At 64.4% G+C, this 25,873-nt stretch carries 28 protein-coding genes; 9 read left to right on the forward strand and 19 right to left on the reverse strand.

Annotated elements, in window-relative coordinates; genetic code table 11:
• The 4 genes from tcyJ to P3W75_RS03705 form a co-directional block, all read left to right on the forward strand.
• On the forward strand, positions 1 to 725 hold a 725-nt coding region (gene tcyJ, locus P3W75_RS03690; RefSeq protein ID WP_276226018.1), incomplete at its 5' end, for a cystine ABC transporter substrate-binding protein.
• Positions 725 to 1,396 carry a cystine ABC transporter permease gene (gene tcyL / locus P3W75_RS03695; protein WP_276226090.1) on the forward strand — a complete coding sequence of 224 codons (672 nt, stop codon included), beginning with the start codon at positions 725 to 727 and terminating at the stop codon, positions 1,394 to 1,396. The genes tcyJ and tcyL, both read left to right, overlap by 1 nt.
• Positions 1,393 to 2,148, forward strand: a complete 756-nt coding sequence (tcyN, locus tag P3W75_RS03700; RefSeq protein WP_276226019.1) for an L-cystine ABC transporter ATP-binding protein TcyN — start codon at positions 1,393 to 1,395, stop codon at positions 2,146 to 2,148. The genes tcyL and tcyN overlap by 4 nt, the downstream gene beginning before the upstream one ends.
• A gap of 138 nt (positions 2,149 to 2,286) precedes the next feature.
• Positions 2,287 to 2,985 carry a pirin family protein gene (locus tag P3W75_RS03705; protein WP_276226020.1) on the forward strand — a complete coding sequence of 233 codons (699 nt, stop codon included), beginning with the start codon at positions 2,287 to 2,289 and terminating at the stop codon, positions 2,983 to 2,985.
• Positions 2,986 to 3,187: 202 nt separating this feature from the next.
• On the opposite strand, the gene P3W75_RS03710 is transcribed toward P3W75_RS03705, so the two are convergent.
• The 10 genes from P3W75_RS03710 to P3W75_RS03755 form a co-directional block, all read right to left on the reverse strand.
• Positions 3,188 to 5,179 carry a DUF6077 domain-containing protein gene (locus tag P3W75_RS03710; protein WP_276226021.1) on the reverse strand — a complete coding sequence of 664 codons (1,992 nt, stop codon included), beginning with the start codon at positions 5,177 to 5,179 and terminating at the stop codon, positions 3,188 to 3,190.
• Positions 5,166 to 6,038 carry a hypothetical protein gene (locus P3W75_RS03715; RefSeq protein WP_276226022.1) on the reverse strand — a complete coding sequence of 291 codons (873 nt, stop codon included), beginning with the start codon at positions 6,036 to 6,038 and terminating at the stop codon, positions 5,166 to 5,168. The genes P3W75_RS03710 and P3W75_RS03715 overlap by 14 nt, the downstream gene beginning before the upstream one ends.
• Entirely contained in the window at positions 6,035 to 6,682 is a 648-nt protein-coding gene (locus tag P3W75_RS03720; protein WP_276226023.1) for a class I SAM-dependent methyltransferase, read from the reverse strand. The genes P3W75_RS03715 and P3W75_RS03720 overlap by 4 nt, the downstream gene beginning before the upstream one ends.
• Positions 6,679 to 7,242 carry a class I SAM-dependent methyltransferase gene (locus P3W75_RS03725; RefSeq protein WP_276226024.1) on the reverse strand — a complete coding sequence of 188 codons (564 nt, stop codon included), beginning with the start codon at positions 7,240 to 7,242 and terminating at the stop codon, positions 6,679 to 6,681. Before P3W75_RS03725 ends, P3W75_RS03720 begins: the two co-directional genes overlap by 4 nt.
• Positions 7,235 to 8,209, reverse strand: coding sequence for a glycosyltransferase family 2 protein (locus P3W75_RS03730; protein ID WP_276226025.1), 975 nt, complete (start codon positions 8,207 to 8,209; stop codon positions 7,235 to 7,237). Before P3W75_RS03730 ends, P3W75_RS03725 begins: the two co-directional genes overlap by 8 nt.
• A gap of 128 nt (positions 8,210 to 8,337) precedes the next feature.
• The gene (locus tag P3W75_RS03735; RefSeq protein WP_276226026.1) at positions 8,338 to 9,000 is read right to left on the reverse strand and encodes an O-methyltransferase; all 663 of its coding nucleotides are present in this window, start codon (positions 8,998 to 9,000) and stop codon (positions 8,338 to 8,340) included.
• A gap of 15 nt (positions 9,001 to 9,015) precedes the next feature.
• Positions 9,016 to 9,549 carry a C40 family peptidase gene (locus P3W75_RS03740; RefSeq protein WP_276226027.1) on the reverse strand — a complete coding sequence of 178 codons (534 nt, stop codon included), beginning with the start codon at positions 9,547 to 9,549 and terminating at the stop codon, positions 9,016 to 9,018.
• Positions 9,550 to 9,631: 82 nt separating this feature from the next.
• On the reverse strand, positions 9,632 to 10,264 hold the full coding sequence (locus P3W75_RS03745) for a C40 family peptidase (RefSeq protein ID WP_276226028.1): 633 nt from the start codon (positions 10,262 to 10,264) through the stop codon (positions 9,632 to 9,634).
• A 65-nt stretch (positions 10,265 to 10,329) separates the two neighbouring features.
• Complete coding sequence (locus tag P3W75_RS03750; RefSeq protein ID WP_276226029.1) at positions 10,330 to 11,094, reverse strand: NAD-dependent deacylase; 765 nt, start codon at positions 11,092 to 11,094, stop codon at positions 10,330 to 10,332.
• A gap of 12 nt (positions 11,095 to 11,106) precedes the next feature.
• Positions 11,107 to 12,501 carry a sigma-54 interaction domain-containing protein gene (locus tag P3W75_RS03755; protein ID WP_276226030.1) on the reverse strand — a complete coding sequence of 465 codons (1,395 nt, stop codon included), beginning with the start codon at positions 12,499 to 12,501 and terminating at the stop codon, positions 11,107 to 11,109.
• A gap of 200 nt (positions 12,502 to 12,701) precedes the next feature.
• Between P3W75_RS03755 and ddaH the strand changes: the two genes are divergently transcribed.
• Positions 12,702 to 13,466 carry a dimethylargininase gene (gene ddaH / locus P3W75_RS03760; RefSeq protein WP_276226031.1) on the forward strand — a complete coding sequence of 255 codons (765 nt, stop codon included), beginning with the start codon at positions 12,702 to 12,704 and terminating at the stop codon, positions 13,464 to 13,466.
• A gap of 7 nt (positions 13,467 to 13,473) precedes the next feature.
• Here ddaH and P3W75_RS03765 read toward each other — a convergent pair whose 3' ends face one another.
• Together P3W75_RS03765 and ttcA are read right to left on the reverse strand one after the other, a co-directional pair.
• Positions 13,474 to 14,145 carry a DNA-3-methyladenine glycosylase I gene (locus P3W75_RS03765; protein WP_276226032.1) on the reverse strand — a complete coding sequence of 224 codons (672 nt, stop codon included), beginning with the start codon at positions 14,143 to 14,145 and terminating at the stop codon, positions 13,474 to 13,476.
• A 13-nt stretch (positions 14,146 to 14,158) separates the two neighbouring features.
• A complete protein-coding gene (ttcA, locus tag P3W75_RS03770; RefSeq protein WP_276226033.1) occupies positions 14,159 to 14,986 on the reverse strand; it encodes a tRNA 2-thiocytidine(32) synthetase TtcA in 828 nt (275 codons plus the stop codon).
• Positions 14,987 to 15,086: 100 nt separating this feature from the next.
• Between ttcA and P3W75_RS03775 the strand changes: the two genes are divergently transcribed.
• The 3 genes from P3W75_RS03775 to P3W75_RS03785 all read left to right on the forward strand — a co-directional run bounded on the left by P3W75_RS03775 (position 15,087) and on the right by P3W75_RS03785 (position 17,213).
• Positions 15,087 to 15,683 carry a DNA-J related domain-containing protein gene (locus P3W75_RS03775; RefSeq protein ID WP_276226034.1) on the forward strand — a complete coding sequence of 199 codons (597 nt, stop codon included), beginning with the start codon at positions 15,087 to 15,089 and terminating at the stop codon, positions 15,681 to 15,683.
• A gap of 161 nt (positions 15,684 to 15,844) precedes the next feature.
• The gene (locus tag P3W75_RS03780; RefSeq protein ID WP_276226035.1) at positions 15,845 to 16,441 is read left to right on the forward strand and encodes a Yip1 family protein; all 597 of its coding nucleotides are present in this window, start codon (positions 15,845 to 15,847) and stop codon (positions 16,439 to 16,441) included.
• Between the two features lie 274 nt (positions 16,442 to 16,715).
• A complete protein-coding gene (locus tag P3W75_RS03785) occupies positions 16,716 to 17,213 on the forward strand; it encodes a SprT family zinc-dependent metalloprotease (protein ID WP_276226036.1) in 498 nt (165 codons plus the stop codon).
• 6 nt (positions 17,214 to 17,219) lie between these two features.
• Here the strand turns inward: P3W75_RS03785 and P3W75_RS03790 are convergent, their stop codons facing one another.
• The 3 genes from P3W75_RS03790 to P3W75_RS03800 all read right to left on the reverse strand — a co-directional run bounded on the left by P3W75_RS03790 (position 17,220) and on the right by P3W75_RS03800 (position 21,095).
• A complete protein-coding gene (locus P3W75_RS03790; RefSeq protein ID WP_276226037.1) occupies positions 17,220 to 18,401 on the reverse strand; it encodes a CaiB/BaiF CoA transferase family protein in 1,182 nt (393 codons plus the stop codon).
• Between the two features lie 37 nt (positions 18,402 to 18,438).
• Positions 18,439 to 19,578, reverse strand: coding sequence for an acyl-CoA dehydrogenase family protein (locus P3W75_RS03795; protein WP_276226038.1), 1,140 nt, complete (start codon positions 19,576 to 19,578; stop codon positions 18,439 to 18,441).
• A gap of 218 nt (positions 19,579 to 19,796) precedes the next feature.
• A complete protein-coding gene (locus P3W75_RS03800) occupies positions 19,797 to 21,095 on the reverse strand; it encodes an OprD family porin (protein ID WP_276226039.1) in 1,299 nt (432 codons plus the stop codon).
• A gap of 291 nt (positions 21,096 to 21,386) precedes the next feature.
• Between P3W75_RS03800 and P3W75_RS03805 the strand changes: the two genes are divergently transcribed.
• Positions 21,387 to 22,304, forward strand: coding sequence for a DedA family protein/thiosulfate sulfurtransferase GlpE (locus P3W75_RS03805; protein ID WP_276226040.1), 918 nt, complete (start codon positions 21,387 to 21,389; stop codon positions 22,302 to 22,304).
• A gap of 133 nt (positions 22,305 to 22,437) precedes the next feature.
• On the opposite strand, the gene P3W75_RS03810 is transcribed toward P3W75_RS03805, so the two are convergent.
• The 4 genes from P3W75_RS03810 to P3W75_RS03825 all read right to left on the reverse strand — a co-directional run bounded on the left by P3W75_RS03810 (position 22,438) and on the right by P3W75_RS03825 (position 25,851).
• Positions 22,438 to 22,677, reverse strand: coding sequence for a zf-HC2 domain-containing protein (locus P3W75_RS03810; protein ID WP_276226041.1), 240 nt, complete (start codon positions 22,675 to 22,677; stop codon positions 22,438 to 22,440).
• Positions 22,671 to 23,279: an RNA polymerase sigma factor gene (locus tag P3W75_RS03815; protein ID WP_430765335.1), complete on the reverse strand. Its 609-nt coding sequence runs from the start codon at positions 23,277 to 23,279 to the stop codon at positions 22,671 to 22,673. Before P3W75_RS03815 ends, P3W75_RS03810 begins: the two co-directional genes overlap by 7 nt.
• 3 nt (positions 23,280 to 23,282) lie before the next feature.
• Entirely contained in the window at positions 23,283 to 24,404 is a 1,122-nt protein-coding gene (locus P3W75_RS03820) for a beta-ketoacyl-ACP synthase III (protein WP_276226043.1), read from the reverse strand.
• Between the two features lie 385 nt (positions 24,405 to 24,789).
• Positions 24,790 to 25,851, reverse strand: a complete 1,062-nt coding sequence (locus tag P3W75_RS03825; RefSeq protein ID WP_276226044.1) for a GGDEF domain-containing protein — start codon at positions 25,849 to 25,851, stop codon at positions 24,790 to 24,792.
• Positions 25,852 to 25,873: the final 22 nt, after the last annotated feature.

Below are 25,873 nucleotides of genomic sequence, written 5' to 3' on the forward strand. Positions count from 1 at the left end.
AGGCCAGCGCCGACGAGGACCTGCTCAAGCAGATCCAGGGCAACGGCAGCATCAAGGTCGGCCTGGAAGGCACCTATCCGCCGTTCAGCTTCGTCGACGAGAGCGGCAAGCTGTCCGGCTTCGAAGTGGACTTCGCCGACCTGCTGGCCAAGGAGCTGGGCGTGAAGGCCAAGTTCCAGCCGACCAAGTGGGACGGCATCCTCGCCGCGCTGGAATCCAAGCGCCTGGACGTGGTGATCAACCAGGTGACCATCTCCGAGGAGCGCAAGAAGAAGTACGACTTCTCCGAGCCCTACACCGTCTCCGGCATCCAGGCGCTGGTGCGCAAGGGTGACGAAGCCAAGTACGACACCCCGGCCAAGCTCGCCGGCGTGAAGGTCGGCGTAGGGCTGGGCACCAACTACGAGCAATGGCTGAAGCAGAACGTACCCCAGGCCGACGTACGTACCTACGAAGACGACCCGACCAAGTTCCAGGACCTGCGCAGCGGGCGCATCGACGTGATCCTGGTGGACCGCCTGGCGGCCTTCGACATGGTCAACAAGACCAAGGGCGCCATGGCCCTGACCGGCCAGCCGTTCGCCCGCCAGGAAGCCGGCATCGCCGTGCGCAAGGGCAATCCCGAACTGCTCGGGGCGCTGAACAAGGCCATCGACAAACTCAAGGCCGACGGCACGCTGAAGCAACTCTCGGAGAAATGGTTCCAGGCTGACGTCACCCAATGATCGACGAAAGCCTGCAGCTCGCGCTGGACTCCGCGCCCTTCCTGCTCAAGGGCGCGGTGTTCACGGTGGTGCTCAGCGTCGGCGGGATGTTCTTCGGCCTCCTGCTCGGGTTCGTCCTCGCCCTGTTGCGGCTGTATGGCCACCCGCTGCTCAGCTGGCTGTCGCGGATCTACGTGTCCTTCTTCCGTGGCACGCCGCTGCTGGTGCAGCTGTTCATGATCTATTACGGCCTGCCGCAGCTGGGCCTGGAACTGGACCCGCTGCCGGCGGCGCTGATCGGCTTCTCGCTGAACATGGCCGCGTACGTCTGCGAGATTCTCCGCGCGGCCATCGGCTCCATCGATCGCGGCCAATGGGAGGCCGCCTCCAGCATCGGCATGACTCGCGCCCAGACCCTGCGCCGGGTGATCCTCCCGCAGGCCGCGCGCACCGCTCTGCCGCCGCTGGGCAACAGCTTCATCTCGCTGGTCAAGGACACCGCCCTGGCCGCCACCATCCAGGTGCCGGAACTGTTCCGCCAGGCGCAGCTGATCACCGCACGGACCTTCGAGGTGTTCACCATGTACCTCACCGCGGCGCTCATCTACTGGGTGCTGGCCAGCATCCTGGCGCACCTGCAGAACCGCCTGGAGCAGCGGGTAAACCGCCATGACCAGGAGCACGAGGCATGATCGAGGTACGCAAGCTGACCAAGCAGTTCCGCGGCCAGGAAGTGCTCAAGGGCATCGACCTGACCGTCGAGGCCGGCGAAGTAGTGGCGATCATCGGCCCCAGCGGCTCGGGCAAGACCACCCTGTTGCGCTGCCTGAACCTGCTGGAAACGCCCAACGGCGGGACCATTCGCGTCGGCGACATCGAGATCGACGCCTCGCGCCCGCTGAAGGCCCAGCAGGGGCTGATCCGCAAGCTGCGCCAGCATGTCGGCTTCGTGTTCCAGAACTTCAACCTGTTTCCCCACCGCACCGCCCTGGAGAACGTCATCGAAGGCCCGGTGGTGGTGAAGAAGGAAGCCCGCGCCAGCGCCGAGCAGCGCGCCCGCCAGTTGCTCGCCAAGGTCGGCCTGGCCGGCAAGGAAGACGCCTATCCCAAGCGTCTCTCCGGCGGCCAGCAGCAACGGGTGGCCATCGCCCGCGCCCTGGCGATGCAACCGGACGTGATCCTGTTCGACGAACCTACCTCGGCGCTGGACCCGGAACTGGTTGGCGAAGTGCTCGCGACCATCCGCAGCCTGGCCCAGGAAAACCGCACCATGGTCATCGTCACCCACGAGATGAGCTTCGCCCGCGACGTGGCGAACCGGGCGATCTTCATCGACAAGGGCGTGATCGTCGAACAGGGCGACGCCAGGGCGCTGTTCGCCAACCCGCGCGAAGAACGCACCCGGCAATTCCTCAGCAAGTTCCTCAAGTCCGGCCAGGACTGAGCCGGACCAATCCAATAAATCGATATTTAAAGTCGGATATTTGCGCTTTTTTATCGATCATACTGGGATCAACATAGCCTCCATGAACCGCGCAAACCGGCCCGATCGCAGGCCTTGCGCCCCAAGAGGACTGATTCCATGATCGAACGCAGACCCTTCAACCAGCTCGGCGGCGCCCACCACGGCTGGCTCAACGCCAAGCACCACTTCTCCTTCGCCGAGTACTACGACAGCGAACGCATGAACTGGGGCAACCTGCGCGTCTGGAACGACGACGAGATCGCCGCCGGCTCGGGCTTCCCGCCGCACCCGCACCGCGAGATGGAAATCATCACCTACGTGCGCCAGGGGGCGATCACCCACCAGGACAGCCTGGGCAACAAGGGCCGCACCGAAGCGGGCGACGTGCAGGTGATGAGCGCCGGCAGCGGCATCGTCCACTCCGAGTACAACCTGGAGCCGGAACTGACGAAGATCTTCCAGATCTGGATCCTGCCGACCCAGCGCGGCGGCACGCCGTCCTGGGGCGCCAAGCCTTTCCCGAAAGGCGACCGCGCCGGCCAGTTCGTAACCCTGGCCAGCGGTGACGAAAGCGACACCGACGCCCTGCGCATCCGCGCCGACGGCCGCCTGGTGGCCGCCACCCTGAAGGCCGGCCAGAGCGCCGAATACGCCCTCGGCACCGACCGCCGCGCCTACCTGGTACCGGCGACCGGCAAGGTGGAGGTCAATGGCGTGACGCTGGAAGCTCGCGACGGCGCGGCTATCGCGGAAGAGGCTGTAGTCAAGGTGACGGCGCTGGAGGACAGCGAAGTCATCCTGGTCGACATCGCCTGACGGTGAAGATGGAAACGAAAAGAGGGCACGTTCAAGCGTGCCCTTTTGGTAGCGTTGCCCTCTTTTATCTCACAAGTGCATCGGAAGGCCCAATGCATGATTCGGCAATTATCGGCCTTTGCAGGAGAGGAAGAGACAATAGGACTGCCGTGAACAGGAGGAGGCCGCGATGAGATGCTGACATCGGCTTACTCTCCAGCGCTCAGTCACTATCGACCTCCACCACCTTATAACCCGACTGGCGGAACAGCTCCCGCAAGACGAGCGTCCCCTGCCCAGGCTGCGGCAGTACCGTAGCGTCACTGACGATCAATAACCGAACCCGGTAGCGACGCAAATCATCCAAGTGCTGCTGCAAAGGTGGTGCCGGGTGGTTTATCACATCTACCAGGCGCATTCGCGCAGCATAGTCATCCGGCCCCAAAACCGTCTGCAACTGGATCGGGTATGTGTGCCCGGGCATCACCAGTTCGACTCCCGGCAACGTCAAAGGCAGCCAGGCTGCGACCTCACGTTGAGCAAGCACACTGCCATCGAATTTCAGTAGCTGAAGGTGTCGGGCAATTTCCCAAGTCTGGAAGTACTGTGGCTCAATCTTTGCCCCAGGACGCCCCCAGGACAGGTTGTTCTCCGGAGCAAACACAGTCCGTCCCACAAACAGGAACAACAGTGCCATCCCTAACGCTGGAACAGCAGGCAGCCAACCCTGCAATCTGTGCCTCTGCTGCCAACCAGCCTGCAGGATGGCAACAAGAGTGACACTCAACAATAGTGGGACAGGCGCAGCCCAGGCGATCCTCCAACTCATGTTGCGGGAGCTGAAATGTGCAAACAGCTCGGCAAGCCAGGGGTTCAAGGTCACCAAAAGAGTACCGGCGAAGAGCAGTGCCAACTCCTTGTCCCGAGCCCGGAAGAACACTAGGAACCCTCCGAGCATTGCGGCCAAGGCTATGGACTCGCGACCGCCGCCGCCCAACGATGCATCGATCGGCAAATATGTCCCAATCTCGCTGAAGGACACTGCCGAACGACTTTCGAACTTCATCCAGAACGCCAGTAGCATCGGGTAGAGCAAGGCGATAAACAACTGAAACCCGATCACCATACAACGCCGTGGCCCGGCAGCGATGGAGGCGCAGAAAATCAATGCGGCGACGAATACGCAAAGCACCAAGCCCGATGAGGAAACGCCTATCGCGCAAACGTTCGCCAGGCATAGGAGCGACCAAGCCAACAGGCTCGGTTGGCGAATCAGCATCAAACCGGCCACCAGCGACACCGGAGTGGTGACAGCAATCAGCAAGCCTTTGCCTTGGAATAACCTGACTAGAAGTCGATTGCCGTAGGCCGTCGAAGTCTCCCCCCACACCAGGATAACTAACAGAAACACCAGGACCGCCAGCACTGCTGGCAGGCTGCCGCGAACAAAGCAGCGAGCAAAGAGAAACGCGGCAAGTATGCACAGAACCGCCCCGATCGCCGGGAGTACTAGGTAGTAGATGGCCAACAGGTTCAGGCCCGTCCACTTGACCAGCAGGGCCGCCAACAACTCGTAGGAACTGAGTCGGTAGGGTGCGAAGCGGAAAGGTTCGACAAGGTGCCCAAGGGAGGCGTCGTAGGTCAGTGGCGCCAAGTTCGAGTGCAACGCAGTCTGCGCCGCAATCTGCAGGAAACTGGAGTCATCCAGATCAGTGCGCTTCAACACCAGCACTAGGACCACGGCCACGGCGCAAAGCAGCACAAGCAATGGCAGCGCGATCTTGCTGGCCGCGGGGCTCAAGACAGGAGCAGGTTCGAGCGGCACCGCTTGATGGAGGAGCACCAACACGGGGGCTGCGACCAGGACGACAACGAACTTGAACTCGTAGCTTCCAAGGAATAACAACCCCATTGTGGCCAGCAATAGAATGCTGGCCAGTGAAGCTCGACTGCCGACTGGTACCTGCAGGTTCGGCTCAGCCGTTAGCAGGTACGTGGAGTACGCACGGGCGACTCGCCCTGCCATAACCAGCGAACCGAGCAGCAGCGGTAGAACCAGCCATAGCAACCAACTGTTGAGTGCATCCCAGGAAATGCCGGTGAAAGTCGCTATATGGCACAGCAGTGTCCAACAACTGTAGAGGCTGAAAGCGAATCCGATTGACCAAGCGGAAAAAGTCTCGGCACTCGGCCTGCGGCAATCAGCGCGATGCATGGTGAACATCCTTCAGCACAGCCATTCCAATCAAAGAACCAAGGTAATAGAGACAGTCACCAGCGGTCGTCACAGCCCGACCGAGCAGTACGGCCAGTAACAAGTCTGCTTCGACGACGATGCCCTTAAGCAGAAACAGTAGGACGAACTCCCGAACCCCAATTCCGGCAGGCACTCCAGGAATCACCAGGCCAGCCAGCCAAGCCAGTACATAGGCGCCGGCACAGCTCAAGATGAACGTAGGCGAGGCAGCCTCCTCTATCACGCTACACAGAAGAACACAGAAGACAGCGGCAGCAAGACCAAGATAAAGCGAATGGACCAACCATACGCAGGACAAATCTACGCCGCGCATCCGCCACAGAATTGTCGGGACTACTAGCAGGGCAAGAACAAATGCTCCTTCTGCAAACAGATGCGGTGCCACCTTCAGTAAAGGCAAAACCAATAGAGCAAATCCGCAGGCAGCCGAAGCGATCATCAGCAATTCCAGAAATGCGGAACCAAGCAGGACTCTCGAGGATAGACCGGCCCCCATGCCCAACGCTTGGCGACTGGCGAAATGAAAAATATTTCCCGGTAAGTACTTGGCCAACTGGGAAATACCGTAAACCAAGACGGCCCAGGACAATGTTGGCACCCGATCGTGAAGCCGACCTCTCAGCAATAGCCACCATGCACAACCAAGCAGAACTCCGGAAATGCCGCTGAGTAACGCCAATCCAGAGACCAGCCACCAGTCATGGAAGTTGTCCAACTGCCCTCGGTAGATGCTGAAGCGATAGCCGACGAAAACGACGCCAGCCAGAGCCATTGCATTTCCTAGCCAGTGCAGGCACTGCTTGAACACTCTGCTCATCGAGTCTGCAGAGGGCGACAGAGGAGCATGGTCCAGGGGAGTGGGTTTCTAACCTCCAGCACTTCGAAGTACTTCGATACCAACTCGACGAAACGCCTTCTCGACCAGTGCTGTATATGCCCCGGAGTATTACCCAGTTGCCCCAGATACTTACCGCGGAGGCAGTTGAGCACGCACCACAACGGCTCCTTTGGCACACTGAGGATCAGGTGACCGCCGACCACCCTCTGCAGAGCTTCCAGAGCCAGCTCCGGCGATTCGAGATGCTCCAGGACCTCGCAGCAGACCACTAGGTCAGCAATGTCTTCGGGTGGCTGAAGATCGTAGATACTGCGTGCTTGGAACAACTCCTCAGGGAGCCCGACACTCGAGGCGTTGTCACGAGCGATCTGAATGACCTTGGCGGAAAAGTCGCAGCCACGCACGGCAAGGCCCTCTTGCGCCCAACGCATCACCCAGTAGCCTTCGCCACAACCGACCTCATGAATAGTCGTCGGCTCGACCTTGCGCACGAAGGTAGACAAGGCATCCTCGAAGCCCGCCATCATCCAGCGCACTAATGGATTGCGCGAACCGTACTTGTCATAGGCATTGCCAATGACCACACCCTCTTCGCTGTCGCCTTTCGAGATTCGGATGCTCACGAGTGCTCCCGAGAATAAATGGCCAGTTGGTTGGCTCCGAACAGGAAGCGCTCGTACACACTCAGTACCAGGCCTGCACTGGCTCCAACGCTGAGCAGGCGAGCCCTGTCCAGCAGCTCCTCATGCTCATCGTTAGCGTGTCGGGAAAACAGACCGACACGCGCACCGATGTCATGAACCCAGTCAACCGCTGGATGCGGCGTGGTAAGGACTATGCGAGCCTCCCGTCCCTTTTTCAGGTGCTGAGACAATGACCTCAGGTGTTCGACTGGATCACTCAGATGCTCAATGACCGCCATGGACACTACGGTATCGAATTGCCCCTCAGACTCCGGCAACTCGCTGGCAAAGGCATAGATCGGAAACGTGGCGCGAGCCCGCTGCAAAGAGGCTGAATCGCGATCCACTCCAAGGTAGTTCCCTGGTGCGAGCAATCGAGCCAGAGCACCTGAACCACAACCGACATCCAGTACCCGCCCCTTCAAATAAGGACGGACCGCCTGAATGCGCTTTTCACGTAGATAAGGAGATAACAGTCCTTCGGAAGCCTGATCAGCCATGCGAATCCTCGTTAGTCGATCGCTTATCGTCACCCGTCAGCTGGGAAACTTTTACGCGGACATCCTCCAACAGCATGCGATTGGCTGCCAGTAGATCGGCGACGAAGGCGATCAGCAACGTCTGAAAGCCCATACCCAGCAATACCGAGGCCAGGATCAGAGACTGTACGTGACCATCGCCATCACCCTGCAGGTAATGCCACAGAAAGCGCGCCCCTAGTAGGAAACCCGCTCCGAAGAGAAGTCCCCCTATGGCGCCGAAGAAGCGGAATGGCCGATAGATGATAAAAATGCGGACGATGGTGACAATGCTGCGATTGATATAGGACGGAATACTCTTCACCAGGCGGGATGGCCGTAGATCGTCATTGACCTTCACAGACACGGATGTCACGGAAATGTTTTTCTGTCCGGCCTGGATGATGGTTTCCAGCGTATAGGTGTAGTTATTGAACACCATCAACTTTTGGGCAGCACCTCGCCCTATGGCGCGAAAGCCGCTGGGCGCATCAGGTACGTCGGTGTTACTGGCAACTCGCACTACCCAACTACCGAGCCGCTGAAGCAACTTCTTCACCGGGGAGAAATGTTCGATAGTAGAAATAGGCCGTTCACCAATGACCATCTCCGCCCGATGCTCGAGTATCGGCCGCGTCAGGTCAGGAATGAAGGATGCGTCATACTGGTTGTCGGCATCGGTATTGACGATTACGTCCGCGCCACACTTCAGGCTGGCCTCGATACCGGTCATGAAAGCCTTGGCCAACCCCTTGTTGCGAGTGTGTCGGACTACATGGTCGACACCGTGCCGTTCGGCTACAGCTACAGTGTCATCGCTACTGCCATCGTCGATGACCAACCACTCCACCACATCGAAACCAGGGACGGTACGAGGCAATGCAGCGAGTGCAATGGCTAGAGTTTCTCCCTCGTTGTAACAGGGAATCTGAATTATCAGCTTAAGCAACTTCCTGGCGCCTTCTTGCAAACCAATCCCTCTGCCATGTCACGAACCGAAGCCGTAGGAATCTAGCCTAGGGACTTTCTGTAGGCAACGATTGGCGCCGTAAAGTTGGCCTACATCCCAAACCCGCGCTAGCGCTTGCGACAGAGCCCCATGCCATCGCCCAGCGGCAACAGCGAGTAGTCCCAGCGCTCGTCCGTCTTCAGCGCCCGGTTCAGTTGCTGGATGGCGCGGGTGTCGGCGCTTTGGGGGTTTTCCTCGAGCACCCGGCCGCTCCACAGGGTGTTGTCGAAGATCGCCAGGCCGCCCTGGCGCAGCAGGGTCGAGGCGTGCTCCAGGTAGCTTGGGTAGTTGGCCTTGTCGGCGTCGATGAAGACGATGTCGAAGCTGCCCGCCTGCCCTTCCCTTTCCAGGCCGGCCAGGGTGTCGAGGGCTGGGGCCAGGCGCAGTTCGATGCGTTCAGCCACGCCCGCTTCGCACCAGTAGCCTTGTGCGGTGGCGTTGTAGTCGCCGGGCAGGTCGCAGCAGAGGATGTGGCCGTCGTCCGGTAGCACCTCGGCCATGCACAAGGCGCTGTAGCCGGTGAAGGTGCCCACTTCAAGGATGCGCCGCGCGCCGGCCAGCTTGACCAGCAGGGCGAGGAATTGCCCCTGCTCCGGGGCTATCTGCCAGCGCGCCGTGGGTAGCGCCGCGGTTTCCGCACGCAGGTGCGCCTTGAGCGGGGTGTCGCGCAGAGAGGTGTCGAGCAGGTACTGGTAGAGCGCGTCGTCGAGATTGAGCGTGCGCGTGGTCATGGGCCCTCCCGCGGATCAGGGGTGGAGAGCGAGACTCTGCACCGCGAGGACGCGCTTGGCCTCCAGGAAGGCTTTCTGCCAATAGGGGCTGTCGAGGCTGTCCAGGCGTACCGTCCCGCCGGTTCTGGGCGCATGTACGAAGCGCCCCTCTCCTACATAGATGCCGGCGTGGCTGACATTACGCCCGCCGTTGGTCGCGAAGAACACCAGGTCGCCGCTCTGCAGCGATTCGCGGCCGACGTTGGGCGCGCGCATGCCGATCATCTCGCGGGTCGAGCGCGGCAGTTGCATGCCGGTGGTGTCGCGGTAGACGAAGCCGATCAGGCCACTGCAGTCGAAGCCACCATCGGGCGTGTTGCCGCCCCAGCGATAGGGCGTACCCACCAGGCCGATGGCGCGGATCAGGACGTCGTTGGCGGCCGCGGAATCGCTCTCCATGCTGGTCGACGGAGCGTAGACCACAGGCGGCGGCGCAGGCGGCGGATGACTGGCGCAGGCGGCCAGCAGGGATATGAGTGCGAGTGCGAGAACGCGAAGGGAGGTATGCATGTGATGGCATCCCCGATTCAGGAATGCCATCACTGTGCACCGTCAGACGGTTAAGCGCAATACTTAAAGTAAAACTTTAAGTTTAGCGGATGACTGTCTGCCGCGCCTGGTAACCCGGCTTCAGGACGCGTTTAGCCTCCATGTAGCTCAGGCGCCAGTAGCTGTCGTCCAGATTGTCCACCCGCACACCACCACCTCGACGGCTGGCGGAGTGGATGAACTGGCCATCGCCGATATAGATGCCGGCGTGGCTGACGCGACCGCGACCACGGTTGTTGAAGAAGATCAGGTCGCCCGGGCGCAGGTCATCCTTCGAGACCAGCGGAACGTCCATGGTGATCATCTCGCGCGTGGAACGCGGAAGGTTGATCCCAGCTTCTTCGCGGAACAGGTAGCCCACGAAACCGCTGCAATCGAAACCGGTTTGTTCCGAACGGCCCCCGAAACGATACGGCGTGCCGATCAGTTCGAATGCTCGATCCAGAATGCTGGAAACCCGCCCTGACGGATTCCCGTTGTTGTTTCCTGCCCCCTCGTCTTCTACACCCGCCAGTGTTGCCTCGTGGTGGTCAATCTGTACCCAGCTACGGGTGGTCTGCTCTACGGCGACCTGTTGTTGACCCGGCTGGGACTCTGGCGAATGGCTGGCGCAAGCGGCCAGCAGCAAGACGAAACTCATGGGCACGAGGGGTGCGAAGCGTTTAAGCATGGGCACGACCGTGTCTCATTAGTTCCATTAGCGCGCTAATGTGCCCGCTCAATCGAGGTGATGCAAGTTTTTTATCGAGAAATGTGACTTATCAGACGCGGCAAAATGTCTAAGGCTCGACCAACAATTCTCGCATCGACCAGCGGGCTGAGGTCGGTCAGCGCCGGATTGACTTCGGCCACGAAGCCACCGGCGGCGCGGGCGCGCAAGGCGGGCTCGACAATATAGGGGAAACTCGCGGTGGTGCCCACCAGCATCACCACATCGAACCCCTTGCGCACTTCGTGGTAGAGGCTATCGATCGCCTCCTCCGGCAGCATCTCCTCGAACAGCACCACCGGTGGCCGCAACACACCGCCGCAGCTCGCGCAACGCGGCGGCAGCGGACGCAGCAGGTGCTCCTCCAGTTCATCGCTCTGCACGCCGCACGACTGGCAGTACAGCGGCTGCAATTCGCCGTGGATCTCGATCAGCCTCTCGGCCGGCGAGCCGGCGCGCCGGTGGAAACCGTCGATGTTCTGCGTCAGCACCCAGCAGCCCGGCTTGAGCCTCTGCAGTTCGGCGATAGCCTCGTGGCCGGCGTTGGGCGCGGCGGCCAGGCACGCGCGGCCAAGCTGGGCCAGATACTTCCAGCACAATGCCGGATCGCGCCGCAGCATCGACCCGGAGATGGCCGCCTCGATGGGGATGCCCTCCTCGGTCACGCCGTTGTACAACCCGCCCAGGCCGCGATAGGTGGGCATGCCGGAGTCGGCGGAAAGGCCCGCGCCGGTGATGACCAGGATGCGTTCGGCCCGCTGCAGGGCGTCGGCGAGTTCGGCGAAGGGCGTATCCATGGCGGGCTCCTGTCAGGTGAACGAGCGATTCTCGCGGGGTGTCGGCAGCCCCAGGCGGCGCAGGCGGCCGAGCAGGGTCGTGCGGGGTATGTCCAGGCGCGCGGCGGCCAGGGAAAGGTTGCCGCGCGCTTCGTGCAACGCCTCATGTATCAGCTTGCGCTCCTGCTCCGCCAGCCTTTCGCGCAGGCTCCCGGCTGCCGAGGATGAAGGCTCGGCGACGGGAGTACCGTCCTCGTCGTCGGCGAACACCAGCGTGTCGAGCACCGCCTCGTCGCCGACGTGCAGGAGCAGGCTGCGGCGGATCACGTTTTCCAGCTGGCGGACGTTGCCCGGCCAGGCGCATTCGCGCAGGCGCGCCAGGGCCGCCGGCCCCAGACTGGTGATGCGTGGGTTGAGGTTGGCCGCGTCGCGCCGGACGAACAACCGCGCCAACAGCTCCACGTCGCCCGGCCGCTCGCGCAGCGGCGGAATGCTCAGGCAGGCGACGTTGAGCCGGTAGTAGAGGTCTTCGCGCAGGCGACCGGCGGCGATCGCCTGGCGCGGCGCCTGGTTGCTCGCCGCGATCAGGCGAACGTCGGCGCGCTGGGCGTTCAGGCTACCCAGCGGCAGGTAGCTGCCGTCCTGCAACACCCGCAGCAGCTTGCTCTGCAGCGCCAGGGGCATGGAGTTGATTTCGTCGAGGAACAGGCTGCCGCCTTCGGCCATGGCGAACATGCCCTTGCGGTTCTCCGCGCCGGTGAACGCGCCCCGCGTGGTGCCGAACAGAGTGCTTTCCAGCAGGGTCTCCGGGATGGCCGCGCAATTCAGGCTGATCAGCGGCCCGGCGCGCCGGGGGCTCAGGGTGTGGGCACGGCGGGCGAAGAGTTCCTTGCCGGTGCCGGTTTCGCCATGGATCAGCAATGGCAGCTCGGTGGCGGCGAAGACATCCAGCCGCCGCAGCTGCTGCAGCATACCGGGATCGCCGCTGGGAATGCTCGGGCCCTCCGCCTCGCCGGCGGACGCCGGCTTATCGGCCACCACTTCGCCCAGCTCCATCGCACCGACCAGCTCGCCGCCCCGGCCGTGCAGCGGGATCGCCCGATGGCGGTACTGCAACAGTTCGCCGCCGGCACCGACGTAGGCCTGCACGGTGTCGAAGGACGGACGCCCGTCCGCCAGGCAGCGCAGCAAGGTGCTCTGCTCCGCGCTCAACCAGGGCGCGCTTTCCAGCACGTGCATGCCCAGTACCTGTTGCGGATCGAGGCCGTCCAGCGCGCCGCTGGCCTGGTTGTAGTAGACGAAGCGGCCGGCGGGATCGACCACCGTGACCGGTTGCCGCAGTCCGTCGAAAATCGGCCGCAGGCAACGCACCAGCCACGCAAGCTCACCGTCAGCCGGGTCTTGCGACGATTCATCGACAGGATTCATGGCCAGCCCAGTCCTTCAGCTTTGTCTTAACTTCGACGATTGTCGCAATTTCGACGAAAGCCGCCAACGTCCTTCATCCTCGATGACCGGCCGGAGCCCGCCAGGCCCCGATTCCACGGGCGCCCTCCCCGGCCAGAGGCACGCCCCGGCCTGGCGCGTGACTTGCACCGTCCTGCGCATACCCCGCAAGAGAAACCAGCATGTTCAAGCACATCATCGCCCGCACCCCCGCCCGCTCGCTGATCGACGGCCTGACCTCCGCCCATCTCGGCAAACCGGACTACGCCAAGGCCCTCGACCAGCACAACGCCTACATTCGCGCCCTGCAGACCTGCGAGGTCGACATCACCCTGCTGCCGCCGGACGAGGACTTCCCCGACTCGGTGTTCGTCGAGGACCCGGTGCTCTGCACCTCGCGCTGCGCGATCATCACCCGCCCGGGCGCGGAGTCGCGGCGCGGCGAGACGGCGATCATCGAGGAGACCATCCAGCGCTTCTACCCCGGCCGCGTCGAACGCATCGAGGCGCCCGGCACCGTGGAAGCCGGCGACATCATGATGGTCGGCGAGCACTTCTATATAGGCGAGTCGGCACGCACCAACGCCGAGGGCGCGCGGCAGATGATCGCCCTCCTCGAGAAGCACGGTTTCACGGGTTCGGTGGTGCGCCTGGAGAAGGTGCTGCACCTGAAGACCGGCTTGGCCTACCTGGAGAACGGCAACCTGCTGGCCGCCGGCGAGTTCGTCGACAAGCCGGAATTCCAGCACCTGAACATCATCGAGATACCCGAGGAAGAGGCCTACGCGGCGAACTGCATCTGGGTCAACGGCCGGGTGATCATGCCGGCCGGCTACCCGCGCACGCGGGACAGGATCGCCGCGCTGGGCTACCAGGTGATCGAGGTCGACAGCTCCGAGTACCGCAAGATCGACGGCGGCGTCAGCTGCATGTCCCTGCGTTTCTGACGGCCCGTCAGTGGTTGACCGTGTGCGCCAGCATCACCGAGAGCTGGCACAGCGGTCGGCCGCTCTGTTCGTGCCAGGCGTTGAAGGCGGCCTGCACGGCGGCGAGGTCCTTCTGGCTGGTCGGCGCCTTGTCGATGATTTCCTGCGCCTTGAGCGCGGCGACCATGTCGTCGGTGGGGATGAAGGTGTCCTTGCCGGCCATGCGCAGGAAGCGCGGCGCCGACAGCCCGCCGAGCTGGTTGCCGCGCTTGGCCAGCAGCTTCCACAGGCCAACGATGTCGGTCACCGGCCAGTCCGCCAGCAGCTTGCCGAAGCTACCGTACTCGCGGGCGACGTCGAGGACCATCTGGGCGTTGCGCGGCACGCTCTTGAGCTTGCCCAGGTGGCGGATCAGGCGGGCGTCCTGCATGAGATTTTCCAGGCGCTCGCCGCCCATCAGCACGACCTTCTCCGGGTCGAAGCCGAAGAACACCTCCTCGAAGGCCGGCCACTTGGCGTCCACCAGGCTGTGCTTGAGGCCGGCGCGGAAGATCCGCAGGCTGAGCAGCGACAGGTAGCGGTCGTCACCCAGCGCGGCCAGCTCGGCCGGGCTTTTCGGCTGCGGCAGGCGCGCCTCCAGGGCCGCCACCGAGCCGAAGCGGTTCAGGCAGTATTCGTACAGCCATTGGTAGTCGCGCATCGCCCTTCCTTTATTACAGGTTCATCACGTCGAGGAAGCGCGGCGTGGCGTTGTCGTCGATGCGCAGGCTGGCGAAGTCGAACAGGTTGCGGTCGGCCAGTTGCGAGGGCACCACGTTCTGCAGGGCGCGGAACATGATTTCGACGCGGCCCGGCGTCTTGCGCTCCCACTCCAGCAGCATCTCCTTGACCACCTGGCGCTGCAGGTTCTCCTGCGAGCCGCAGAGGTTGCACGGGATGATCGGGAATTCCTTGAGCACCGAGTAGGCCTCGATGTCCTTCTCGTTGCAGTAGGCCAGCGGGCGGATCACCACGTTGCGGCCGTCGTCGGAGAGCAGCTTGGGCGGCATGGCCTTGAGGGTGCCGCCGTAGAACATGTTGAGGAAGAAGGTTTCCAGGATGTCGTCGCGGTGGTGCCCCAGCGCCATCTTGGTCGCGCCGATCTCGTCGGCGTAGGTGTAGAGGGTGCCGCGGCGCAGGCGCGAGCACAGCGAGCAGGTGGTCTTGCCCTCCGGGATCTTCTCCTTCACCACCGAGTAGGTGTCCTTCTCGATGATGTGGTACTGCACGCCGATGGATTCCAGGTAGGCGGGCAGCACGTGCTCGGGAAAGCCCGGCTGCTTCTGGTCCATGTTCACGGCGACGATCTCGAACTGGATCGGCGCGACCTTCTGCAGGTACAGCAGGACGTCGAGCATGGTGTAGCTGTCCTTGCCGCCGGACAGGCAGACCATCACCTTGTCGCCGTCTTCGATCATGTTGAAATCGGCGATGGCTTCGCCAACCTGGCGACGCAGGCGCTTCTGCAGTTTGTTCTGGTTGACCGAAAGGGTGCTGGCCATGGTGCTGTGGAATCCGGGGTAAGACGAAAAGCTGGGCATTTTACGCGCAAAGCGACGCGTACCCCAGCCCCATCCGTAGGCTGATGCTAGGCTGAGGCCTATGACCCCCGACCTCGACGCCCGCCTCGACCTCGCCGGGCAGCTGCTCGAACTGCTGCGCGCCGCGCCCGAAGGCCTTTCCGAGTACCAGTTGATCCAGCAATTGAAGGCGCGCCACTCCACCCACGTGCCGCACCTGCCGCTGATCGACAAGCTGGTGCTGTTCCGCACCCACTTCCTGGTGTTCAACGCCCTCTACCGCTTGCGCGACCAACTGTGCGCCGAGCAGAGCGGCTACCTGCAGATCGGCCCGCTGCAGATCGGCCTGCTGCCCTGGCAGCCCGGCGCGCCCGGCCTGGTGGAGAGCGACCCGCTGCGCGCCTATTACCTGGACGAGAGCAACCTGCGCGACACCACCGAGCGCGACGTGGAGAAGCTTTTGGAAAGCTTCTGGACGCGCATGCAGGGCGACGGCGAGAAGGCCGCCGCGCTGGCCCTGTTCGAGCTGGAGGACGGCCCGGTGGACTACGCGCTGATCAAGCTGCGCTACCGCCAGCTGGTCAGCCTGCACCACCCGGATCGCGGCGGCAGCACCACGCGTTTGCAGTCGATCAACAAGGCGATGGAAATTCTGGAGCGCTATTACAGCCGCCCATGAAGCTCCGATTTGCTCTAACCCCACGCGGGACGTGGCCTCCAGGGCTTTCCTATACTGCGACACAGAGTCGCACGAGTCTGACGGGCACCGGTTGACGCTGTCCACGCGTCCCCGGCGCGGCGCTGGGAGGCGGCTCGCATAATAACGAGGAGGTTGCCGAGATGATCCATCATGTGTGGGGGCTCTTCACCCATCCCGATCAGGAATGGCAGGAAATCCGCGGCGAGGAAGAAAGCATCAGCCACATGTATCTGACCCATGTGCTGATTTTGGCTGCCATCCCGGTCATCTGCGCCTACGTAGGCACCACCCAGGTGGGTTGGGTGCTGGGTGGCGGAGGACCGGTCAAGCTGACACCCGCCAGCGCGATCCAGCTGACGATACTCACCTACATCGCCATGCTCGCCGGCGTCGCCGTGATGGGCGCCTTCATCCACTGGATGGCGCGTACCTACGACGCCACCCCAAGCATGACCCAGTGCATCGTGTTCGCTGCCTACACGGCGACCCCGCTGTTCATCGGTGGCGTGGCCGCGCTCTACCCGCACCTGTGGCTGGGCATGATCATCGGCACCGCGGCCATCTGCTACACGGTCTACCTGCTCTATGTGGGGATTCCGGCCTTCATGAGCATTCCCAAGGACGAAGGCTTCCTGTTCTCCAGCTCGGTGCTGGCGGTGGGCCTGGTGGTGCTGGTGGCGATGATGGCGCTGTCGGTGATTCTCTGGGGCAGCGGCGTGGGCCCGGAATACACCTGACCCTCGACAACCGAATGCAGACCGGGCCCCAGTGGCCCGGTTTTCGTTGGGGCTGCGAAAGGCGGGCGCGCCCGCGAAGACAACCGATTCAACCCCGCGTAGGAGCGGGCCATGCCCGCGATCGCGCGCATGGCGCGCTCCTACGGTCAGGCCCCCTCCCCGCGAAGCCTTGCCTGAAACTGCGCAGCGCTTGCCCGAAACTGCATGGCGGACGAGCGGCCTGCAGAATGCCTGCGGCTCCGGCATAATCGGCAGCCGCCGGAGAAAATACTGTATGCCCGAACAGCTCAACGCCCGCGTCGAAGCCTGCTACCAGATGGCCGAAGGCTTCTTCCAGCGCCGCTTCCCGCGCCCGGAGGTGAGCTTCCGCCTGCGCGGGCAGAAAGCCGGGGTGGCGCACCTGGACGAGAACCTGCTGCGCTTCAACCCCCAGCTCTATCGCGAAAACCACGAACACTTCCTCAAGCAGACCGTCGCCCACGAAGTGGCGCACCTGATCGCCCACCAGTTGTTCGGCCCGCGCATCCGCCCGCATGGCGAGGAGTGGCAGCTGATCATGCGCGGCGTCTATGGCCTGCCGCCGGACCGCTGCCACACCTACGAGATCAAGCGCCGCCGCGCCACGCGCTACATCTACCGCTGCCGCTGCGACGAGAACCCGGACTTCCCCTTCTCCGCCCAGCGCCACAACCTGGTCGCCCAGGGCCGCCGCTACTACTGCCGGCGCTGCCGCACCACGCTGGTATTCAGCGGCGAAGTGGTGCGCGAGTAAGCTGCCTCAGGCGATCACCTTCGCGGCCCTGAGCGCGCTCACCTGCTCGTCGCTGTAGCCCAGTTCCGCCAATACCTCCGCGCTGTGCGCACCCGCCGCCACGCCAATGTGCCGGGGCTCCGGCAGACCGGCCGAGAAACGGATCGGACAGGCCATCTGCCGCTGGCTGCGGCCGTCGCCACGGGGCACCTCGGTGACCAGGCCGCGCGCCTGGATCTGCGGGTGCTGCACCGCCTCGGACAGCGGCAGCATGGGTTCCACGCAGGCGTCCACCGCGGCGAAGCGCTCGCGCCAGTCGGCGAAGTCGCGTTTCTCGAACTCCATGGCGATCTCGCGCTTGAGCAGCCGCTGCTCTTCCGCCTTGGGCGACAGCCCGCGCGCGGCCAGTTCCGGGCGGCCGATGGCGGCGCAGAACTGCTGCATGAACTGTGGCTCCAGGCTGCCCACCGAGAACCAGCGGCCGTCGCGGGTGCGGTAGTAGTCGTAGAAGCTGCCGCCGTTCAGCGCCTGGGTCTCCATGTCCGGCTCCACCCCGCAGGCCAGGTAGCCGGCGCCGGCCATGCCGTTCAGGCTGAAGGCGCAGTCGGTCATGCTCACATCCACCTGCTGGCCCTCGCCGGTCTGCTGGCGGTGGATCACCGCGGCCAGCAGGCCCATCACCCCGTGCAGCGAGCCGCCACCGAGGTCGGCCAGTTGCACGCCCAGCGGCAGCGGGCCGGTGTCGCGGCGGCCGGTGTAGCTGGCCACCCCGGCCAGGGCCAGGTAGTTGATGTCGTGGCCGGCGCGGTCGCGATACGGGCCGGTCTGGCCGTAGCCGGTGATGGAGACGTAGATCAGCTTCGGGTTGATCGCCTTCAGCGCCTCGTAGCCGACGCCCAGCTTGTCCATGACGCCCGGGCGGAACTGCTCGAGGACGATGTCGTACTCGCCCACCAGTTGCTTCACCACCTCCACCGCCTCGGGGCGCTTGAGGTCCAGGGCGATGCTGCGCTTGTTGCGATTCAGGTAGGCGTGGCTGGCCGAGACGCCCTCGTCGTGGGGCGGCAGCACGCGTACCAGGTCCATGCGCGTGGGCGATTCCACGCGCAGCACCTGGGCACCCATGTCGGCCAGCAGCAACGAGGCGAAGGGCCCCGGCAGCAGGGTGGAGAAATCGAGGATCTTCAGCGAGGCGAGCGGGCCTGTCATGGGAACTCCTGTCTGTCCGGTAGCGACGCGGCGCGCCTCAGAGCTTCATGCCGCGGCTGATGATTTCCTTCATGATCTCCGAAGTGCCGGCGAAGATGCGCTGGATGCGCGCGTTGGCGTACATCCGGCAGATCGGGTATTCCCACATGTAACCCCAGCCGCCGTGCAGTTGCACGCCTTCGTCGACCACCTTGCCGAGCAGTTCGGTGGTGAACAGCTTGGCTTCGGCGGCCACCTCGGGGCTGAGCTTCTTCTGGTTGTGGTCCATCACGCAACGGTCGGTGAATACCTGGGCCACGTCGACCTGGGTGCGCATCTCGGCGAGCTTGAAGCGGGTGTTCTGGAAGTGCGCGATGGGCCGGTCGAAGGCCTTGCGCTCCTTCACGTAGTCGAGGGTCGCCTGCAGCGCCGCCTCGGCCCCGGCCACCGCGCCACAGGCGTTGGTCAGGCGTTCCTGGGCGAGCATGTTCATCAGGTAGTAGAAGCCGCCCTTGGCGTCGCCCAGCAGGTTCTCCTTGGGCACCTTCACGTCGTTGAAGAACAGTTCGGCGGTGTCCTGGCTCTTCATGCCGAGCTTCTTCAGGTTGCGCCCGCGCTCGAAGCCGGGCATGCCGCGCTCGACCAGGAACAGGCCCATGGCGTGCTTGTTGTTCGGGTCGGTCTTGGCCGCGACTATCACCAGGTCGGCCAGCAGGCCATTGGAGATGAACACCTTGGAACCGTTGAGGACGTAGTGGTCGCCCTTGTCCACGGCGGTGGTGCGCATGCCGGCCAGGTCGGAGCCGGCGGAGGGTTCGGTCATGGCCACCGCGAGGATGGTCTCGCCACGGATGATCCCCGGCAGGAAGCGCGCCTTCTGCTCGGCGTTGCCGTACTCGGCGATGTAGGGCCCGCACAGCGCCGAGTGCAGCGGGATCATGAAGCCCGGCTCGTTGATGCGCGCCAGCTCCTCGCACATGATCTGCTCGTAGCGGAAGTCCTTCAGCCCGGCGCCGCCGTACTCCTCGTCGGCCCAGGGCAGCAGGAAGCCCTGCTCGCCGGCCTTCAGCCAGACGCTGCGGTCCACCACCCCGGCCTCTTCCCAGGCCTCCTGGTGCGGCACCACTTCCTTGGCGAGGAAGGCGCCGAAGGCATCGCGGAACAGGTTGTGTTCGGTCTCGAAATGTATGCGCTGCATGGCGGACGATCCTGGGCAGTGGAGGTGCCGGCAGGTTAGGTGGCGCCGCCCCCGCGCCTCAATGACGCCTTCGCTCAGGCTCGATTGACCCTTTCGATCAGCCCCGCCGCCGCGCTCGCGAATAAAAAAAGCCCCGCCAAAAGGCGGGGCTCAAACCAATAGGAGTGGCGTCTTCCCTGACGCGGGGCCGCGCCGGGCGGCCCCTCGTCATGCAGCTGTTACCACAGCGGCATGGTGTAGCTGAGGATCAGGCGGTTCTCGTCGGCGTAGTTCGACGAGGCGCTGTTCTGCGCGAAGTTGCTGCGGGTGGTCGCGTTACGCCATTTGATGCCGAAGCCCTTCAGCGCGCCTTCCTGGAAGACGTAGGCGATGTCGGTGTCGCGTTCCCATTCCTTGCCATCGTCCGCGCCGACTTTCAGCTGGTCGATGTTGTCGCCCTTCACGTAGCGGGTCATGAAGGTCAGGCCGGGAATGCCGATGCCGGCGAAGTTGTAGTCGTAGCGGGCCTGCCAGGACTTCTCGTCCTTGTTGGCGAAGTCCAGGATCTGGATGTAGTTGACCAGGAACGGGTCGGTGCCGTTGATGTAGGCGAAGCCGGTGTCGCCGCTCATCTTCTGGTAGCCCAGGCCGAAGGCGTGGTAGCCCAGGTTGTAGGTGACCATGGCGTTGAACGCCTTGTTGTCGATGTTGCTGCCGCCGTCATCCTTGGAGCGCGCCCAGCGCACGTCGGATTTCAGCGACTGGCCGTCGGCGATCGGCAGAGTCCAGCCCAGGGTCAGGTAGTGCTGCTTGTAGAAGTCGTCCAGCTGGCCGTAGTGGTAACCGGTGCTGAAGTTCTTGGTCCAGTTGTAGGTGCCGCCAGCGTAGTTGAACTCGTTGGTGGTCAGGCCCTTGGTGGTGGTGATGTTCTTCTTGCCGCCGGTGGTGACGGTCATTTCCTCGTAGTCGGAGGAATCGCGACGGTTGGTCTGGTTCAGGCGACCGGCGTCGAAGTTCAGGCCGTCGATCTGGGTCGAGTTGAACCCGGTACCCACGAAGAGTTGCGGCAGCAGGCGGCTGTCGTTGGGCACGATGACCGGCAGCTTCGGCATCAGGGTGCCGACTTTCAGCACGTTCTTCTCGTAGCGGAACTTGGCGGTGCCGCCGCCCTTGCTGAAGTCGTCCGGGGCGTCGCCGCTGGCGGTCTTCGGCAGCAGGCCGGTGCCGGTACGGTCCGGGCTGGAATCGAGCTTCAGGCCCAGCGCGGCGATGGCGTCCACGCCCACGCCCACGGTGCCTTCGGTGTAACCCGATTCGAACTTCAGGATGAAGCCCTGGCCCCACTCTTCCTGCTTGCTCTGCTGCGCCTGGGTGGAGCTGCGGAAGTCGCGGTTGAAGTAGAAGTTGCGAAGTTCAACGTTTGCCTTGCTGTCCGAAATGAAGTCGGCGTGAGCGACTGCGGGTACGACAATGCTGGCGCCGAGCACGGCCTGCGCCAGCCCGCCCATGGCAAAACCGGCGTAGTTCTTACGGATCATCAGGATTCCCCTTATGGTGTTTTAAGCGTTGAACACGCTGAGCGCCTGGCTTGGGGCGCGGCCCCCATGGTCTCGCGCAGCCGTTGTGGCGGCTCTTATGTGTTGCGGGGAATCTTGGCGGGGGGTTATTTCAGATCAGCGGCACATATATAAACTTTTTGTTACAGCTGAACTTTTCCGAAAACTTCGACTACGCGGTCACCGCCCGACAGCCGTGGCCTTCAGAGGGGACTGACGCACCGGATGGGCGGCAGTATGCTGTCGCCTTCCCCTCCGTTGCCCGGCCACCCCATGCACGAACTGCAACCCCTGATCGAACGCTACGGCCCCGCCCTGCTCTTCCTCAACGTGCTGCTGGAACAGCTGGGCCTGCCGATTCCCGCCTACCCGGCGCTGATCGTCGCCGGCGCGCTGGCCATGCAGGGCCACGGGGTGTCCCTGGGCGAGGCGCTGGCGGTGGCCACCCTGGCCTGCCTGATCGCCGACTGCGCCTGGTACCTGGCCGGGCAGCGCTACGGCGGCTTCCTGCTGCGCAGCATCTGCAAGGTGTCGCTGTCGCGCGACAGTTGCATCCGCCAGAGCCAGGGCCTGTACCTGCGCATCGGCCCGCGGGCGCTGCTGATCAGCAAGTTCCTGCCCGGCGCCGGCGCGCTGTCCACCAGCCTGGCCGGGATGACCGGCACGCCCATGCGCCGCTTCCTCGGCTACGACCTGGCCGGCTCGGCGCTGTGGGTGGGTTCGGCGTTGCTGCTCGGGGCGATCTTCGCCGACACCGTGGACAGCCTGCTGGGCTGGCTCCGCGACTACGCGGCGCGCGGCCTGCTGGTGGTGCTCGGCGCCTTCGCGCTGTTCATCGCCTGGCGCCTGTGGCAGCGCTTCAGCTTGCTGCGGCGCACCGCGCGGGTGCCGCGGATCAGCGTCGAGGAACTGCGCGAACGCCTGGACCAGGGCGAAACGCCGCTGATCCTCGACGTGCGCGCGGACGCCGGTGAGGATGGCATCCCCGGTTCCATCCCGGTGCTGCTGGACGCGCCGCTGGACACCCTGAAAGACCGCCTGGGCGCGGCCGACGTGGTCATCTATTGCGCCTGTCCCAACGAGCTGTCCGCCGCGATGCTCGCCGAGCGCCTGCGCAAGCAGGGCTACCCGCAGGCCTGGGCGCTGTCCGGTGGGCTGGAGGCGTGGAACGCGAGCCAGGTCGGGGCCTGAGTGGCTTCCGCACGGCCCTCGTAGGGCGCATAACGCCCCAGGCGTTATCCGCCATCGGCAGCGGCGGATAACCGCGAACGGTTATTCGCCCTACGGCTGCGGCACGTCCAGGTAGCGCTGACCGGCGTGGCGCTCAGCGTCGCGAATGGTCCCGGCGCAGCTCGGCGAGCCGCGCGGCGAGCAGGTCCAGGCCGGCGTCGCGGTCTTCCGGCAGCTGGCGCACGGTCGCCTGGGTCAGGCGCATCTGGCGGATGAAGCGCCGGCAGTTGCGGCACAGCAGCAGGTGGCGGCGCACCGCCAGGTTCTCGCGCAGGCCCAGCTGGCTGTCCAGCAGGTCGCTGGACAGGGCCACCAGCTCCTTGCAGGTCAGCATTGGCCGGTCTCCTCGAAATGCTCCAGGGTGGCGAACAGCTTCAGCCGCCCGCGATGCAGCAGCACCCTGACATTGGAGAGCGAAAGCTCCAGCAGATTACAGATCTCCTGCAATTCCAGGCCCTGGCGTTCGCGCAGCAGGATCACGCTGCGCTGCATCTCCGACAGGCTGAGCAGGGTCTTCTCCAGGCATTCGCGCAACTCGTCCTCGGCCAGCAGGGCTTCGGGCGAGTCCTCGTGCCAGGCCAGGGGCGCGGCGCTCCAGTGGCCGTCGACGGCGAAGCGGCTGTCGTCGACGCTGCCGTGGGGCGCCGGCAGGTCGTCCAGGGAGACTTCCCGGCGCGCCTGGCGCAGGCGGCTCTTCGCGGTGTTGGCGGTGACGGTCAGCAGCCAGGTCTTGAGGCTGGAGCGGCCCTGGAAGCCGTCCAGGTGGCGCACCACGGCGAGCCAGGCGTCCTGCACCACTTCGTCGGCCTGGCTGGCGCCGACGATGGCGCGGGCCACGGCGCGCATGGCGCCCTGGTAGGTCGCGACCATCTCGGCGAAGGCCGCTTCCTCGCCGGCGCGCAGGCGCGCCAGCAGCTCATCGTCGGTGGCGCCCACCAATCAGAGCTTGCGCAGGATCACGCTGCCGATGGAGTAGCCGGCGCCGAAGGAGCTGAGCACGCCGACGCTGCCGGGTGCCAGGTCGTCCTGATGCTTGTGCAGGGCGATCACCGAGCCGGCCGAACTGGTGTTGGCGTAGGTGTCGAGGATCACCGGCGCCTCGTGGGCCTCGGCGTCGCGGCCGAGCAGCTTGCGGGTGATCAGCAGGTTCATGTTCAGGTTGGCCTGGTGCAGCCAGAAACGCTGGACCTCGGCGACCGGGATGGCGTTCTGCGCCAGGTGCTCGCCGATCAGTTCGGCGACCATCGGGCAGACGTCCTTGAACACCTTGCGGCCTTCCTGGACGAACAGCTTGTCGCGCTGGCCGATGCCCTCTTCCGCGGCGCGGTTGAGGAAGCCGAAGTTGTTGCGGATGTTGTTGGAGAACTGGGTCAGCAGCTTGGTGCTGACCACTTCGAACTGGTGCTTGCTGGTGGCCTGGTCGGCGCGCTCGACGATCACCGCAGTGGCCGCGTCGCCGAAGATGAAGTGGCTGTCGCGGTCGCGGAAGTTCAGGTGGCCGGTGCAGATTTCCGGGTTGACCATGAGGATCGCGCGGGCCTGGCCCAGCTGCACACTGTTGACCGCGGCCTGGATGCCGAAGGTGGCCGAGGAGCAGGCCACGTTCATGTCGAAGCCGAAGCCCTGGATGCCGAGGGCGGCCTGGACCTCGATGGCCACCGCCGGGTAGGCGCGCTGCAGGTTGGAGCAGGCGACGATCACCCCGTCGATGTCCTCGACGCTGCGGCCGGCGCGCTGCAGGGCCTGCCTGGCGGCCTGCACGGCCATCTCGCAGAGGATGCCCCAGTCGTCGTTGCTGCGCTCGGGAATGCGCGGAACCATGCGCTGCGGGTCGAGGATGCCTTCCTTGTCGACCACGAAGCGGCTCTTGATGCCGGAGGCTTTCTCGATGAACGCCGAGCTGGACTCGTTGAGGGCTTCCAGTTCGCCCTTGGCGATGGCTTCGGCGTGCTGGTCGTTGTACTGGCGAACGTAGGTATTGTAGGACTCCACCAGTTCATCGTTGGAGATGCTGAACGGCGGGGTGTACAGACCGGTTCCGCTGATCACGACTTTATGCACGGTCAATCCTCTTCTGAAAGCTGGCTGCCGCCTGCGGCAGCCTGGTTAGGCATCGATGTGCCCGCCCATCGGCCGGCACTGCAAAGGGGTTCGCGGCGCACACGCGCCCGCTTGAGCAGGCAGTGTGCCATCCGGCTGGCGCGGCGGCGCTTTCGCCCGCCCAACGGCGGCGGTTGCGGCGCAACGCTCGAATAGTCGGGAATTATGCGGCAATTCGCCGGGAAATGCCGCTGCCTTAGCGCAGCTTTCCAGCATACAGACCTTGTACCGGACGGCGATTGAAAATGCCGAGCAGGGCCATAGCCAAGGTCCGCGCGCGGGTTTGGCCGAGGTGCCACAGAGTCTTGCGCGATAGCCCTCTTCCAGCCACCGGCGCGCTGGCGGCCTAGCTGTCGCTGCAGACCAGGCGGTTGCGCCCCAGCGCCTTGCCGCTGTAGAGGCGGCGATCGGCGCAGCGGTACAGCGCCTCGATGTCCTGGCCGTCGCGCGGCCATTCGGCCAGGCCGAAGGTGGCCGACAGCGGGATGAAGTTGCCGCGGTAGAGCAGCGGGTTGGCCACCAGGTCCAGGCGCAGGCGCTCCACCAGCGGCTCGGCGTCCTGGCGCCCGGTGTTGCGCAGCAGCAGGGCGAACTCCTCGCCACCCAGGCGACCGACCATGTCGCTGGCGCGCAGGTGCATGCGCAGGCGCGCGCAGATCAGTTGCAGGGCCTTGTCACCGGCGTCGTGGCCCCAGCGGTCGTTGACGGTCTTGAAATGGTCCACGTCGAGCACCACCAGCACCCAGCGCGAGGCTCCCGCGCGGGCCTCTTCCTGGCAGCGCAGCAGCGCGCGCTGGAAGGCTTCGCGGCTGGCCACCCCGGTCAGCGCGTCGCTCAGCGCCATGCGCCGCAGCTGCTGCTGGGCCTGGGCGCGGCGGGTTTCGTAGATGTGCACGAAGGCCAGGATCAGTACGCCGCAGATCAGCGCGTTGCCCAGGTCGATCATCCCCGGGGCGTCCAGGCGCATCGGGTGCTGGCGCAGGTAGAGCAGGATGGCCACCGCCACGAACGGCACCGAGAGCAGGAAGCCGCGCCGCGCGCCGAGCATCAGGTAGGCGATCACCGGCATGAAGTACAGCCAGACGAAGGCCGTGACCGAGGCGGCGGGCATGATGATGATGTAGACGAGGAAGCTGAAGGTCGGCAGCAGGTAGGCGTAGATCCACGGCGTCAGGTTGACGACCCGTTTCAGGCGCCGCGTGGCCCACAACAGCAGCGCGCAGACGCTGGCCTCGAGCGCGGCCAGCAGGTAGTTGCCGGACAGCGTCTGCAACACCGAGAAGACCGCCAGGGTCACGCCGGTACTGAAGAAGATCAGGCGCATCAGCAGGCGCTGGTCGGCCAGGTCCAGGCCGCCGCTGCCGGCCCCGGGCTCGCCCGCCGCGTTCACATCCAGCTTGTTGTCCATGGCTACCTTTCCCTGGCCCCGC

The organism is Pseudomonas citronellolis (assembly GCF_029335315.1).
Taxonomy (GTDB): Bacteria; Pseudomonadota; Gammaproteobacteria; order Pseudomonadales; family Pseudomonadaceae; genus Pseudomonas; species Pseudomonas citronellolis_A.